This window comes from Escherichia sp. WS3063 (assembly GCF_046486595.1).
GTDB lineage: Bacteria > Pseudomonadota > Gammaproteobacteria > Enterobacterales > Enterobacteriaceae > Escherichia > Escherichia coli.
Window position 1 is genome coordinate 16410 of sequence record NZ_JBJQKY010000032.1, and the last position, 13985, is coordinate 30394.

Annotated in this window: 7 protein-coding genes; all 7 read right to left on the minus strand. The window is 54.6% G+C overall.

Annotated features, from left to right (window positions below):
- Positions 1-149: 149 nt before the first annotated feature.
- The 7 genes from dctA to bcsQ all read right to left on the minus strand — a co-directional run bounded on the left by dctA (position 150) and on the right by bcsQ (position 13974).
- On the minus strand, positions 150-1436 hold the full coding sequence (gene dctA / locus ACJHYW_RS22040; RefSeq protein ID WP_000858214.1) for a C4-dicarboxylate transporter DctC: 1287 nt from the start codon (positions 1434-1436) through the stop codon (positions 150-152).
- 182 nt (positions 1437-1618) lie between these two features.
- Complete coding sequence (gene hmsP / locus ACJHYW_RS22045; protein WP_001266310.1) at positions 1619-3607, minus strand: biofilm formation regulator HmsP; 1989 nt, start codon at positions 3605-3607, stop codon at positions 1619-1621.
- A gap of 81 nt (positions 3608-3688) precedes the next feature.
- Positions 3689-7162, minus strand: a complete 3474-nt coding sequence (gene bcsC, locus ACJHYW_RS22050; RefSeq protein WP_001224509.1) for a cellulose synthase complex outer membrane protein BcsC — start codon at positions 7160-7162, stop codon at positions 3689-3691.
- A complete protein-coding gene (bcsZ, locus tag ACJHYW_RS22055) occupies positions 7144-8250 on the minus strand; it encodes a cellulose synthase complex periplasmic endoglucanase BcsZ (RefSeq protein WP_001330682.1) in 1107 nt (368 codons plus the stop codon). The genes bcsC and bcsZ overlap by 19 nt, the downstream gene beginning before the upstream one ends.
- Before the next feature lie 6 nt (positions 8251-8256).
- Entirely contained in the window at positions 8257-10596 is a 2340-nt protein-coding gene (gene bcsB / locus ACJHYW_RS22060) for a cellulose biosynthesis cyclic di-GMP-binding regulatory protein BcsB (protein WP_001316714.1), read from the minus strand.
- 10 nt (positions 10597-10606) lie between these two features.
- Positions 10607-13225 carry a UDP-forming cellulose synthase catalytic subunit gene (gene bcsA, locus ACJHYW_RS22065; protein ID WP_000025855.1) on the minus strand — a complete coding sequence of 873 codons (2619 nt, stop codon included), beginning with the start codon at positions 13223-13225 and terminating at the stop codon, positions 10607-10609.
- Positions 13222-13974, minus strand: a complete 753-nt coding sequence (gene bcsQ / locus ACJHYW_RS22070; RefSeq protein ID WP_000279524.1) for a cellulose biosynthesis protein BcsQ — start codon at positions 13972-13974, stop codon at positions 13222-13224. Before bcsQ ends, bcsA begins: the two co-directional genes overlap by 4 nt.
- Positions 13975-13985 lie beyond the last annotated feature (11 nt).

Genomic DNA, 13985 nt, shown 5'->3' on the forward strand with positions numbered 1-13985 from the left:
ACACTTCGTGTTAGACCGCAAGAACATGAAAATGTCACGGAAGAAGTGAAATAAACCTGAACTCACCCAGGTGGTAAGTTCAGGCACAGGGGTCAATTATGCGCAAACACCCGCACTCGGGGAAGGGAGTGCGGGCATAAGTGGTGAGATTAAGAGGATAATTCGTGCGTTTTGCCATCCGGCGCACGATTATTCAGCACATCGTCCAGTTTTTTGTGGTCCAGTTCTTTCACCCACTTAGCAACGACAATGGTCGCTACGCCATTACCGACCAGGTTAGTCAGCGCACGAGCTTCTGACATAAAGCGGTCAATACCGAGGATCAGCGCCAGACCCGCTACCGGCAAATGGCCCACCGCAGAGAGCGTCGCTGCCAGCACGATAAAGCCACTGCCCGTTACCCCTGCAGCCCCTTTGGAAGAAAGCAGCAACACAATTAATAGTGTGATTTGGTGGACGATATCCATCTGACTGTTAGTGGCCTGGGCGATAAACACCGCCGCCATTGTCAGGTATATCGATGTGCCATCAAGGTTAAACGAGTAGCCTGTCGGGATGACCAGCCCCACCACCGATTTGCGGCAGCCGAGTTTCTCCATCTTGTCGAGCATACGCGGCAGCGCCGACTCGGAAGATGAAGTCCCCAGTACAATCAGCAGTTCTTCACGGATGTAGCGGATAAATTTGAAGATACTGAAACCAGTCGCTTTAGCGATTGAACCCAGTACCAGCACCACAAACAGGATACAGGTGATGTAGAAGCAGATAATCAGCTGCCCCAGTTGCACCAGTGTGCCGACGCCGTATTTACCGATGGTAAACGCCATTGCCCCGAACGCACCAATAGGTGCCAGACGCATGATCATATTGATGATGCCGAAGATGACCTGCGAGAAACTTTCGATGACGTTAAAAATCAGTTGGCCTTTGCTGCCCAGACGGTGGAGCGCAAAACCAAACAGTACGGCAAACAGCAGCACCTGCAGAATGTTACCGCTGGCAAATGCGCCAATGACGCTCGCCGGGATGACATCCATAATGAAGGCGACAATGCCCTGGTCTTTCGCCTGATCGGCGTAAACCGCTACCGCTTTCGCATCAAGCGTTGCCGGATCGACGTTCATTCCGGCACCAGGCTGCACGACGTTAACGATGATAAGACCAATAATCAGCGCGATGGTACTGACAATTTCAAAGTAAAGCAGTGCGACTGCGCCGGTACGACCGACCGCCTTCATGCTTTCCATGCCCGCAATGCCCGTTACGACGGTACAAAAGATGACAGGAGCGATGATCATCTTAATGAGCTTAACGAACCCGTCGCCAAGCGGTTTCATTTGCTCGCCTATTTCAGGGTAGAAATGGCCAAGGAGAATACCAATGGCTATCGCTGTCAGGACCTGAAAGTAAAGGCTTTTAAACAGAGAGGTTTTCATAGGGTGTCCTTTAGTAAAACCACAGGTCTTGTAAGGTTATGGGGTACCTGCGGCCTTAAAATAACACCCAGACAACATCACAGAAATGTACCTGGATCATAATTGAAACAAAAAGGTTAAAAAGTTTGAGCTGGCTCGCACAAACCAGCACTTTTTAAAGTTTTGTAATCAGTTTGGGGTAGCTACTTTTCTTCCAGGTAACTCTCTTCGAAGATTTCAATAGGGAGTGGGCGAGCAAAAAGGAAGCCCTGGGCAATACCAACGCCCGCTTTTGCCAGCCAGTCGCGTTGTGCTTCAGTCTCCACGCCTTCGGCAATCATTTGTAAGTTCAGGCTTTGCGCCAACATGATAATTGCAGCAATCATGCTGCTATCTTCCGGCAAGCCTTCAACAAACATTTTGTCGATTTTCAGTACGTCGATTGGCAACGATTTCATATGCTGCAGCTGACGCAGCCCTGCATAGCCCATGCCGAAATCATCCAGCGCCACCCGAACTCCGGCATTGCGCAGCGGACGGAGGATTGCCACCGCAGCATGAGGGTCGTCAATACGTCGGCTTTCTGTCACTTCCAGAATCAGTGTTCCCGGCTGAATGCGATAGCGGGTTAACAGTTCCAGCATATCCGCCACCATATTCGGGTGCATCAGTTGCAGCGCTGAGAGGTTTACCGACAAGGGCAGCATAATGCCGCGCTCTTGCCAGGCAGCAAGCAGTCGACAGGACTCTTCCAGCACCCAGTGACCAACGGTAACCATCAGCCCACAGCATTCAATGCGATCGATTAAGCCATCCGGCAGATCCCAACTGCCATCCGGTTGCTGGATACGCAGTAACACTTCCGCACTGACCAGTTTACCGCTGGTCATCTCGACCTGTGGCTGTAACCAAATCGCAAACTGATGATTTTCCAGTGCATTAAGGATATCGCTCTCTTCCGTCAACCGCTGTTGGGCGGCTTCCATCTGCTGCGGATCAAAGAACTGAATCTGATTCTTGCCTTTATGGCGAGCGGTAAATGCCGCAGAAATAGCGCGACTGTAAAGCTGTTCGGCGGTGAGATCGCCGTAGAACATCGCCACGCCAATGCTACAGTGCGGACGGAGTTGAATACGTTCAATCGGCAGGCGCTCGCTCATGATAGTGAGCACTTGCTGACCCAAAGTGATTGCGTGCCACGGTTCCTGTACACCGTTGGCAATGACAGCAAAGTCATAACCGCTAATCTGCGCGAGGATCATACGTGGCGACAGTACCGATTTGAGTTTTTCCACCAGCGTCAGCAGCAGAATTTCTCGTTGCGCCTCTTTCAGCACACCCGCAGTATCACGCAGGGTTTCACAGGTGATGATCATCAGCGCGGTGGTTTGTTTACGCGCCACCACCTGCTCCAGCATCTCCATCAGCAAGGCTTTGTTCGGCAAATCCGACACCGGGAAGCGCATCGCATTTTCGTTCTGTTCTTCATAATGGCGCTGCAGCAATTGCTGGTTGAGGTTGTAACTGCGCACCAACATACCGATTTCATCGTCCTGATGCAGACGCGGTAATGCCAGTTGGTGACCAACAAGCTCCTGGGCTGGGATGGCGTTAAGTTCGCGAGCAATATTGCGTAATGGATGCAAAATCAGGCGGTTAATGCACCAGCTAATCGCCACCGTCAATATTAACGACAAAAGTAAGTAAATGGTCACTAACGTTGAGAGGGTGCTCATCACGAACTTATACATGCGGAAGGAATCCGCCTGTAGCACCAGATAGGCAATTGGCTGCGGGTTTGCCGGACGTTCCAGCGAGTAAACGCCCAGCGAGATTTGCACCGGTAGCTCAAACAGGCGAGTAACCATTACCGGCACCGGACGCTCTGGAATAAAACTTTTACGCAGCGCCTGGAACTGGTTAGGCAGCACCACATCGGCACGGCTGACCACGCCTGCCGGTTTAATGCTGGCAAGAATAGCTTCCGCTTCGGGAATATCGCCTTTCAAAATGGCAGAAGATAAGGGTTCGCGGACAGAGCGAGCAATGCTTTCCAGTTGCGTAGCCGTGTTATAGCGATTCTGCTGGACCAGATGGAACAGCAAAACGGTGCAAAAAATAAAAACGAACACCAGGACAACGGCTGCCACCATTGCCATCTGCTTGATTGTTAACGAGCGACTTACGCGCAAATTGTCTCCCCCCGGAAATCCCAGATTGCCGCCCGAGTATACCCGATCGCAGCGGCATTAAGAGAGGCGCTATCTGAAAACTTACCAGTCGGCGTAAGGTATCAGCGGCTGCGGCGGTAAATCCATGTCACCCTGCCATCCGGCGGCGGAATAACGTACGTAGAGCAGGAAATGGCTGGGTGCGTAATCTTTTGCCTGCTGGATATCAATTGCCGTGCCGACAAACCAGTTGGAGGTAACACGTCGTTCAAGTAATGCCCGCGCCGTGTAGCCAAAGCCCTGACTGCTGCCGCCATCGTTGGATTGTTGTGCGGCTTCTTCCTGCCAGTCGCTCGGGATCAGATTCATCAGCGGATAACGCGGCATGGTTTTGGTGCGTGAATGCGACCACGATCCAGACGCCCCCAGCTCCCACGACCAGTTTTCCGTGCGCTCCCGCCACATCACCGGTATGGCAAACGACAGGTATTCCTGCGGACTGTAGTAACCGCCCTGACCGAGTGAGTAGCCACTCAGGTCTTTGTCGTAATGCCAGATCATGTTGTTCAGGCCGATTGTGACGCGGCGATTGTTCTGGTTAATGACCTTATAGTAATAGCCCGTCATCCAGCGCACACGCCAGTTATCTTCGACATTTTTACCGGTTAACTGGTCGCCACTAAGCGATGCCCAGACGCCGTTTGCTTCACCTTTATCGTAGCTCAGGCTTAGCCCCACGCCGTCGGCACGCACGCCGCCCCATTTTTTCCCGGTATTGCTCGGAGAGTCTTTTTGCCCACCAAAGGCCAGCAAAGAACTGGAGATGGGCCGACGGTGGGCGTTAACGGTGTAACCCAGCGGCCCGATATCATCGCTGTAACTGATGCCGCCGACCACATCCACCACGTTGAAGCCCATCGGCGTGGTGCCGATATCCCAGCTCCAGACGTCATTTCGCCAGCCAACCGCCACGCTGGCACCGGAATCCGACTGGCTGCGGTTGCCGCTACAGTCCTGTAATGTACAGGTGCCCCAGTTGTCATCCCATTTGCCATCGGCATTAGTGGAGAAACTGCCGACGTTCATATTGACGAAATCACTGCGAAAGAACATCCGCCCGTCAGAATACGGCGCGTCCACCTGCAACATAGTGGTGTGCGCTTTCAGATCGGAGTAACCACCGGTGCCGCTCGATCCCCAATAATCGTGCTCAAGGGTGACGTTAAGATCCTGCTGGCGATAGAGGTCCGCTGCATCGCTGCGCACGCCGCGTTTCAGCCAGTCATCTTTCTCGTCGTTACGGGTCAGCCGGGTAAAGGTGTCGTTATCCTGCGGACGCGTCGTGGTCACACCGGATGCAACCATGGCGTCTTTGTAGGTTTCCAGCGCCTGCGTTGGATCGCCCGCCTGCGCTTCAAACTTCGCACCGTCGCGCAGCACCATCGCGCTTTCCATCGACGGTGGCTGAGATTTTGCCTGCGGGATCAACTTATTAAACGTCTGCTGCGCCGCTGCGGTATCGCCAAGCTGCGCCTGCGCCAGCGCCACGCGCCGCTGAGTGTTCAGCGAGGCGTTATCGGTGGCAGGCAGTTTCGCCAGCTGGCTACGTGCCGCCGCTTTGTCACCAGCAGCAATATCCACTTCCGTCAGACCAAGAATGGCGTCGGCGTTAGTTGGCTCCCGCGTCAGGACATTCTGATATGCAGCGCGAGCGGCGGTGTAATCACGTCGTTGTTGCGCCCAGTCAGCCAGCGTGAGGTCTATGCGCGTGGAAGGTGGTTGCTGGCGCAGCATCGCTTCCGCTTCAGCTTCTTTGCCGTTTTCTCGCAGGCGATTAGCGGTTTCCAGCACCTGATCGCTTTGCAGGCGATTAACCAGTTCCTGAATATTGCTGTTCCATTGCGCGCGCGGCAGGCTGTTGATATGCGCCAGCGCCGCTCTGTCCTGGTCATGACCAGAGAGATACAGCCCGTAAGCGTAAACCTGCTCCGGGTCGTTCGGCTTCTGCTGTGCCAGATTGCGCATTAATGTATCAGCCTGGCTGCGTTGTCCGGCCTGCCAGAGATCCTGCGAAAGTCGGTAAGTAATCCATACGCTGCCGGGATCCAGCGCCAGTCGTTGCCGCTGAAGTGCTGCCGCCTGCGCCCATTTGCCCTGGTTTTCCAGTGCCTCTGCCTGCTGTGCCAGACGGTCGTTTTGTAGGCTGCGTTCGATATCATCAATGCTACGCCGCTGACTGGCAGAGAGCGAGGCGATAAACGCTTCAGCTTTTTCTGGCGATTGCTGGCGGTAAATATTCGCCAGCCCGCGCACGGCGTTAGTGTTGCCGCTGTCCATACGCAGCGTCTGCTGGTAATAGCGTTCAGCGGCGGGGTAATCTTTGCGCGCCATCGCCACATCGCCCAGCCCCAGCACTGCATAGCTGTCGGTGTTATCGACATTACGCGCCTGCTGGAACAGGCGTTCTGCCCGGTCAGGATTATTGGCTTTCAGCGCAGCATCGCCCTGCTGGATTGCCAGCCAGTAGCGGTTTACTTTCAGGAGACTGTTCCATTTGTCGTTGTTGCTGCTGTGCGGGTCCAGTGCGAGGGCTTTTTCCAGATTCGCCACCGCATTGGCGCGATCGCCTTTCTGAGAATACGCCTGGCCCAGCGCCCCCAGAGCCTCACTGTCTTTCGGGTTTGCCCGCACCGCCTGTTGTAGTTCGGGAATGGCTTTACCCGCCATGCCAGAGTCCACCGCCGCTAACCCTTGCGCACGAGCGCGGAAAGCAGGATCGGCCAGCTGTTTTTGCTGTTCTGCCAGTTGCGATTGCGCAGCCGCCACGCTATCGCCATCACTAAAGATCGAGAGATATTTTTTCAGCGCCGACACACTGGCATCGCTGACGGGCATGTCTTTAATCTGCCCGTACCAGATTTTAGAGGCCCCTTCGCGCCCGGCGTTTGATTTCGCCATCTGTTCCAGGACGGCAAAACCTTCGTCACGGCGATCGCTACTAAACAGCAATAGCGCCAGATTGTTTTGCAGGCCCGTATTGCCCGGCGTATCCGCATTAATGCGTTTTAGCTGATTAATCGCTTCGCCACGGCGAGCCGGAATTTTCGCCACCGTACTCCAGTACTCGACGGCAATGTCACCTTCCGGCGGCGCACCGTTGAACAGTTTGTTGTAACTCGCCACAGCTTCTTCTGCATGACCAGTAGTCGCCTGCAATCTTGCCTGTTGCAGTGCCTGACGACCATCCGGCGTGGAAAGCAACATTGTGGTCCGCGACGATTTATACGCATTTGAACTCGGCGCTAACTGCGACAGCCGATCGAGCTGTTTTTGCGCGCCATCAATATCGCCCTGACGTAACAGAGAACGGAAACGGGCGGCAACGACGTCCGGGTTATTCGGATCAATAAGTTCCAGACGATACAACGACTGTTGCACCAGGTCTTCACGATGGGTCGCTTCGCCTAACCGAACTTGCTCCAGCAACTGTTGCTGAGCGGTTGGTGCTGCCTCGACCATCGGCATGACGGCCAGACCGAGGGAAAGCGTGAATATGTTTAGTGCGAATTTGCGCATTCCTGGCCCCAGTCAGGTAATAACTCACCTTTTGTCGAGAAGCGGAAACGGTGTTGATCCCAGCCTTGTCCAAACAGGGTCAGCACATAGTTGTAATAGGCATCGCTGCCGGGAAAGTTATCGGCCACGCGCTGGCGCTGAACGGCCTGTGCATCGCGGTTTTGTAAAAAGGGCAGCATGGCGGCAGAAAAACCGACCGGTCCTTTACCCTGCGCTTTCCCCGTAGCCACATCCACTTTTTCTGGCGGATAGCCGTTTTTCTCGGTGAATGTCGCCATCGGTTTAAACCGGTTGAGCATCCGCGCTTTTTGCGGATCGCTGTCAGGCATCATGCCTACCCACATGTAAACGCGGATCGCGTCGTAGCTGCTGATCAATGTTTTTTCGGCTTTTAGCTGCCAGCCTTTGTCTTTCTCATAGCGCACCCAGTCTGGCGAAAAGCCTTTCGGGGCGGTTTCCAGCAATAAACGTTGATTGGTTTCGCGCAGCGTAGTCCACGGCGCGCCAAAGCGGGTGAAATACTGCGCCAGCGTCGGCGGCAGGTAGCTGGGGTTAAAACGCCAGCTGTTATCCTCTGCAAATCCCACTTTGCCCGGCAACAACATGGAACCCAGCCCAGGCACCGTCACCACTTCCTCCCGCGCAATACGTTTTAACAACGCGCTGCCGATGTCGGTATAACGCTGCTCTTTCCACAAACGCCCCGCCTCCAGCAACGACCAGGCCATCCAGACATCACCATCGGAGGCCGAATTGCTGTCCAGCACTTCCCACTTACTGTTCTCTTTCTTGCCCCACAGCCATGCGGGCAAACGTTCTTTTAAAGAACCCTGAGCGAGATTGTTCTGCGTCCAGTCGAGAATATTATCGAAAGCTGCACGGTCGTTAGCCGCCAGGGCAAAGAACATGCCGTAACTTTGCCCTTCGGAAGTGGTGATTTTACGCGCGTCGCTGGGGTCAATGACGCGCCCTTCCTGACTGATGTAATCCTTTTTGAACTGCTCCCAGGCAGGCCAGTTGCAGGCTGCCTGAACACTAAAGGCAGCCAGCAGCAGCATCGTCACGAGTCCACTACGCAACACATTCATCTTCAATTACTCGTTATCCGGGTTAAGACGACGACGGCTGATAATACGCAGCAAACGCCACAGTACCCATGCCAGCAGCACGACGCTGATTGCCGCCAGCACCGCCAGCAGAATCGGATGGTTTGCCAGCGCATACCATAAGCGTTCGAACCACGGCAGATGGCCAACGTAATAGACGTCGCCAACGCGTAGGCTATTGATACCGGACTCGCGGATCACCGCGACCGAACCGAACATGGTGGCGCGTTTGCCGCTATCGTTCACCGCATCGTTAAGCATTTCATAACCGCGTGGGCTATCTGCCAGCAGCGCAATCACGCTACGCTGGTCGTTATACGGCGACTGGAAGCCAATCACCGCTGCCATCGCACCGGAAGAGGTCAGCGTTGACTGAGTTTCTGCCGCGCGATCGCTCTCGTCCGGTACAATGCCGGGGAACGGGGTCTGGCGCATCGGCGTTTTCACCCAGCTTTCGGTCGCCTGCACCAACAGGTCGATCTGCTTGTCGTCTTTCAGTTTGTCCGGGATACCACCGACGATCATGATGTCGGCATCTTTGCCCTGAATAGTGCTGCCATCATCGGTCACCGTCAGGTTAATCGCCGGGAAGCCCGTCTGCGCACCGATAAAGCCAACAGTATTCAGCAAGGTTTCCATCTGTGCTTCGTTAGGCGCTTTCGGCATCACGGTGATGGTTTGTGACAGATCCGCCATCCGGCTGAACGGGAAGCCCGCGTTAGCAAAGGCGCGTAGATCCGGCATCGGGATGAAGTGGTAATACTTCGAGAAGTCGATGGTGGAGTCGTCACCAATCACCACATGATTCTGCACCGGCTGGAAGGTAATACAGTTATCCACCGAACCGCCCGGCATCGGGTTCATATACTCAAAGTCGAACCGCAACTGGTTGGTCGCGCCCAGTTTCAGCGCCGGAATAGAGACATCCGTTTTGCCATCCAGCAAACCTTGTAATACCGGAATACGCAGCAGCAGGCGGTTCGCCTCCTGTTTACTGCTCAGGTTGAAGGATTGCAGGAACTGGTTATTCAGGCTGATATCCATCCGCGAACTGTCTTTCACCGGCGGCATGGTGTAGCGATAGTTGATATCCATATCAATGCCGGTACTGCGCATCAGGTAGAGATCCGGCGGCAGATTTAGCGAAACGTTAATCGCTGCTGGCTCAAGACCGCTGGATTGTAACTGTTCTTCATAGGTTTTCAGTTCACCAAAGGTGACCGGACGATCGGTACGCACCCAGTTCGGCGCATCGTACGGCTTACGCGGTAGCAGCGGTTTCACTTCATTCACTACCACGCTTTCACCACGGAACAGAATGTTACCCTGAGCGATACCTTTCGCTGCCTGCAACAGGTCTTTGTCGTCACGACCAAAGACCACCAGCAGTTTGACGTAAGGATTCTGTGGATGGTTGATCATTTCAATCACCGGGGCTTTTACCGCCGGATGATCGCGCAGGAAGTCCGGCCGTTTGTCATTAGTGGCAAAAACAATGGCATTGCGATCCGGCAGTTGGTTATAGAGCACCGGGAAGTTCTGCCCACGCCAGCCAGAACGCGAACCAAACCACGAGGCGACAATGGCAGATGCTTGTTGGAGCCCAACATCCGGGGCACCCGCAAAGACCATCGGCAAGGTGTTGGTGCGGTTATCACGCGGGTCAAAGAATGGTACCGGGAAGTGTGACAGGTCATTCTTCACATTCAGGGTCTGATAGGTCAAATCCAGTCCACTGCTCCGCCCAACATCCAGCCAAAGCGTGGTGCTGGCCGGGTTTTCGCACACGTCCTGATAATGGCCGACAAACTCCAGCCGCACACGGTTGAAGTCGGTAATAAACAGTGGGTTAATGGGCATTTGCGCCAGCGTTTTTTTACCCAACTGTTCTTTGGTCACTGGCAGCACGCCCATCAGCTCATCATTGAGATAAACCTTTAACTGCGACTGGACAGGCAGTAACGATGGCGATGGCGTGTATTCGAGGTTGAGCATCGCCTTCGTCACCACTTCATCGCTGCGCATACCAAACTCAATGCTGCCGTTCGGGTTAATGCCACGTAGCACCATGCTGCCCGGCGGCGGCGCAATTTGCGCAAAGGTCAGCTTCACATCACGCGAAGGACCGTTCTGCGCCACGATGGGGGCATCAGCGCCCTGCACGCCTGGCATCACTTGCCCCACCTGCGGATTTTGTTCCGTCTGGGCGGCTACAGCTGGCTCAGCATTGATCAGTGGTTGCGTTGCTGGCGTCGCCTGCGTCATGAAAGAGGGGAACGCACTCATCCCCATAGCCACTGCACAAATCCAGAATAGTTTTCTTTTCATCGCGTTATCATCATTGTTGAGCCAAAGCCTGATCCGATGGTTGTGCCGTTTCGCTCCGCTCCGGGCGGCGCGGAATAAACGATACAACCCAGGAAACCAGAGAAGTCAGCACACGGAATATGCCCTTCACCGAAGAAGGCGCAAACTCCGCCAGATGGCGGTAGCCACGGAAGCCGAGCTTCAGAATATCCAGCAGACTTTCCAGCGGCTTATCTTCCGGATAGCTGTCCTGCCAGAGCGCCCATGTATCCGCACGGGCAAACGTACACTGCACAAAATCGATATGTTGCTGGGTGGTGAGCGGCATTAATTTCAGCCCAACTTCATTACCCATCACGCGCGCCACCTGGGTCGGGAAGACGTATTCCTGCTGACCGCGTTTAAGCAACAGATTCACTTTCTGCCCTTCCAGAATCTGCGCCTGACCGTTGATCTTGATCCCCAAACCACCGTCGGAGAAATCCTGAACGGTACATGAAAAGAGGTGACCATCTTCGCGGGCAATTGCCGCGGGCATCGTCATCTCCACGCGGTGCGATCGGCGTACCTGTTTGCTTTCTACCGATACCGCAACTGCGCCGCCAAGAACAATCAGGTTGTAGAATACCCACACCATACTGACGACCACGGTGAGCATCTCGGTTGGCGGGCCATAGAAGTAGCGCCAGATGCCTACCGCAACGCCCACCAGGTTGAGCAGAACAAGGAAGATGTAGGGCCGCGAGATCACCCAGTCGACGTACTCTTCTTCCACCAGTCCACCTTTGGCGGTGACGTTAAATTTGCCTTTGTGCGGGTTAATCAGCGCCACCAGCGTCGGTGGTGCGATATACCACGCCAGCACCGTTTCGTAGATTTCACTCCAGAAAGAGTGGCGATATTTGCCCTGGATCTTCGAGTTGGTCAGGCTGGCATGAATCATATGCGGCAGCACGAACAGGGCAATCATCAACGCTGGCGCATAGATGATGTAGGCATGCAGCAGCAGGAACGCCAGCGGCGCAGTCAGGAAGATCAGTCGTGGAATGCCCGACAAGAAGTGGAACATGGCGTTGACATAGCACAGCCGCTGAGCAAACTTCAGCCCTTTACCGGTGAGCGGGTTATCGAGACGGAAGATTTGCACCATCCCGCGCGCCCAGCGAATACGCTGACCGATATGCGCCGACAGACTTTCGGTCGCCAGCCCCGCCGCCTGCGGAATACGCATATACGCGGAGGTATAGCCACGACGGTGCAAACGCAGAGAAGTATGCGCATCTTCAGTTACCGTTTCGACAGCAATGCCGCCAATTTCATCCAGCGGTTTACGGCGAATCACCGCACATGAACCGCAGAAGAAGGTGGCGTCCCACATATCGTTGCCGTCCTGCACCAGACCATAGAACAGCGTGCCTTCGTTCGGTGTTTTACGGAAACGTCCCAGGTTGCGTTCAAACGGGTCCGGTGAGAAGAAGTGGTGCGGCGTCTGCATCATCGCCAGCTGTTTTTCTTTCAGGAACCAGCCCATGGTCATTTGCAGGAACGATCGCGTTGGTACGTGGTCGCAGTCGAAAATCGACACGAACTCGCCTTTGGCATATTTCAGCGCATTGTTGATGTTGCCCGCTTTCGCATGTTCATGAGTGGTACGGGCGATATATTTCACCCCCACGTTTTGCGCAAACTGGCGAAACTCTTCCCTGCCGCCGTCATCAAGGATCCAGATGTTCAGCTTGTCTTTCGGCCAGTCGATACCCAGCGAGGCGTAAATCGTATTTTTCACCACGTTGAGATCTTCGTTGTAAGTCGGGACAAAGATATCCACCGACGGCCACAGCGACATATCTTTCGGCAATGGCACCGGCTGACGATTCAGCGGCCATACCACCTGGAAGTAACCGAGCACCAGCACAATCCACGCGTACGTTTCGGCGAACAGCAGAATAAGCCCGCACACCAGGCTGACCGGATCGTCCCAGTTCAGCGTAGAGGTGTAGCGCCACCAGATATAACGGCAAGAAACGGTCAGCGACAGCACAATCAACATTAGCGCCGAGAAGCGCCCCGGCATCCGCCGTACGATCAGCGCTACACCCCACAGCAGCATCAGGAAGATAAACTGCGCCAGCGGGTTAAACGGCTGGGTAACGCAGATTAACGCCAGAATCAGCGAGAAGGTGACGATGATACCGAGGATCAACCGCCGCGCCCCGGCGCTCAAATGGCCGAGTTCTTTTTTCTCATCGAGATGCTGTGTTTTATGGCTAACGCGCTCAGGCAGCTCGTTCATCCATTGATGGTAACGTCCACGAATATTCTGCAGACCTGAAAATGTCCGCCTGCGCGGTTTCGGCGTTTCTTTGCGCGATGTACCGATCAGTAACCAGCATGTTTGAATGAGATAACGGACCGGGTCCAGCGGACGCGGACGCGAGGCGTTGATATGCGGATACAGGTTTTTATGTTCTGCGCGAATACGCTGCCAGCGCGGGTGCTCCAGCGGAATAAAAATCCAGGCCAGGATCAACCAAAAACAGCCGAGCGTCGCGCTGAAAGCCGACGCACCGTGACGACGATAATCGCGATAACGCCCGATAAGCCGCGCGTTGACCGGCGGGATAAGCAACCACCGGGTCAGGATACTCATGATGCACTCCCGACTGGCGTTTTCAGCCCGGAATAGTTCAACAGGCACCAGTTAGCCAGCGTCAGTATCTCTTCAGCCGCCAGCGCATCACTGCGGTATTCACCGACTGGTTGCTTAGCCGCCAGGCATTGAGCCATCGCTTCATCACGATGAATGAGTATTGGCAGTAATCGGCGCTGGCTTTGCAACCAAAGCTGGTAAATATCGTCCTGAACCTGACTGCCGATACGGAAGTCATTAATCAAAATATGCGCGCCATCCGGCAGCGCTTGCTGATGCAGTCGGATATGGCAGTTGGCATCCACATTGACGATTGCCAGCGAGTGATCGCACAAACTCAGCAGCTGGTGGGTTATCTGTGAGGCATCACGCGGTAAGTCAATTAAAATCCACTGGTAACGCCCGCTGGCTTTTAGTTGCTGTAAGCCGGAGCAAATATCGCTCAGCCGGGTTTGCCAGTGCTGTGGATTTTCTTGTTCTTCAATGGATAACTGACCAAAAGGCAGCAAATCGAGTTGCGAGGTATAGCGCAACCCAGCGTCACGCCAGTCCTGGCCATCCAGCATAGCTCTGGCCCAGCCCTGACGGTGGGTAAAATCAACGTTAAATGACAGGCGCAACAAGTTGTCCGGGCAGGCATCGACCACCAGGACATTTTCTCCCAACATTTGTAATGACCAGGCTAATGCGGCGGTGATGGTTGTTGTCCCCACGCCTCCCCGCACCCCCTGCAATCCCAGTACGGCCATTCACCAATCCC

Bases quoted from the DNA above. Each gene is read 5' to 3' on its own strand.
- bcsC (WP_001224509.1), bottom strand. From the start codon at position 7,162: ATGCGCAAATTCGCACTAAACATATTCACGCTTTCCCTCGGTCTGGCC.
- bcsA (WP_000025855.1), bottom strand. From the start codon at position 13,225: ATGAGTATCCTGACCCGGTGGTTGCTTATCCCGCCGGTCAACGCGCGG.
- dctA (WP_000858214.1), bottom strand. From the start codon at position 1,436: ATGAAAACCTCTCTGTTTAAAAGCCTTTACTTTCAGGTCCTGACAGCG.
- bcsB (WP_001316714.1), bottom strand. From the start codon at position 10,596: ATGAAAAGAAAACTATTCTGGATTTGTGCAGTGGCTATGGGGATGAGT.
- bcsQ (WP_000279524.1), bottom strand. From the start codon at position 13,974: ATGGCCGTACTGGGATTGCAGGGGGTGCGGGGAGGCGTGGGGACAACA.
- bcsZ (WP_001330682.1), bottom strand. From the start codon at position 8,250: ATGAATGTGTTGCGTAGTGGACTCGTGACGATGCTGCTGCTGGCTGCC.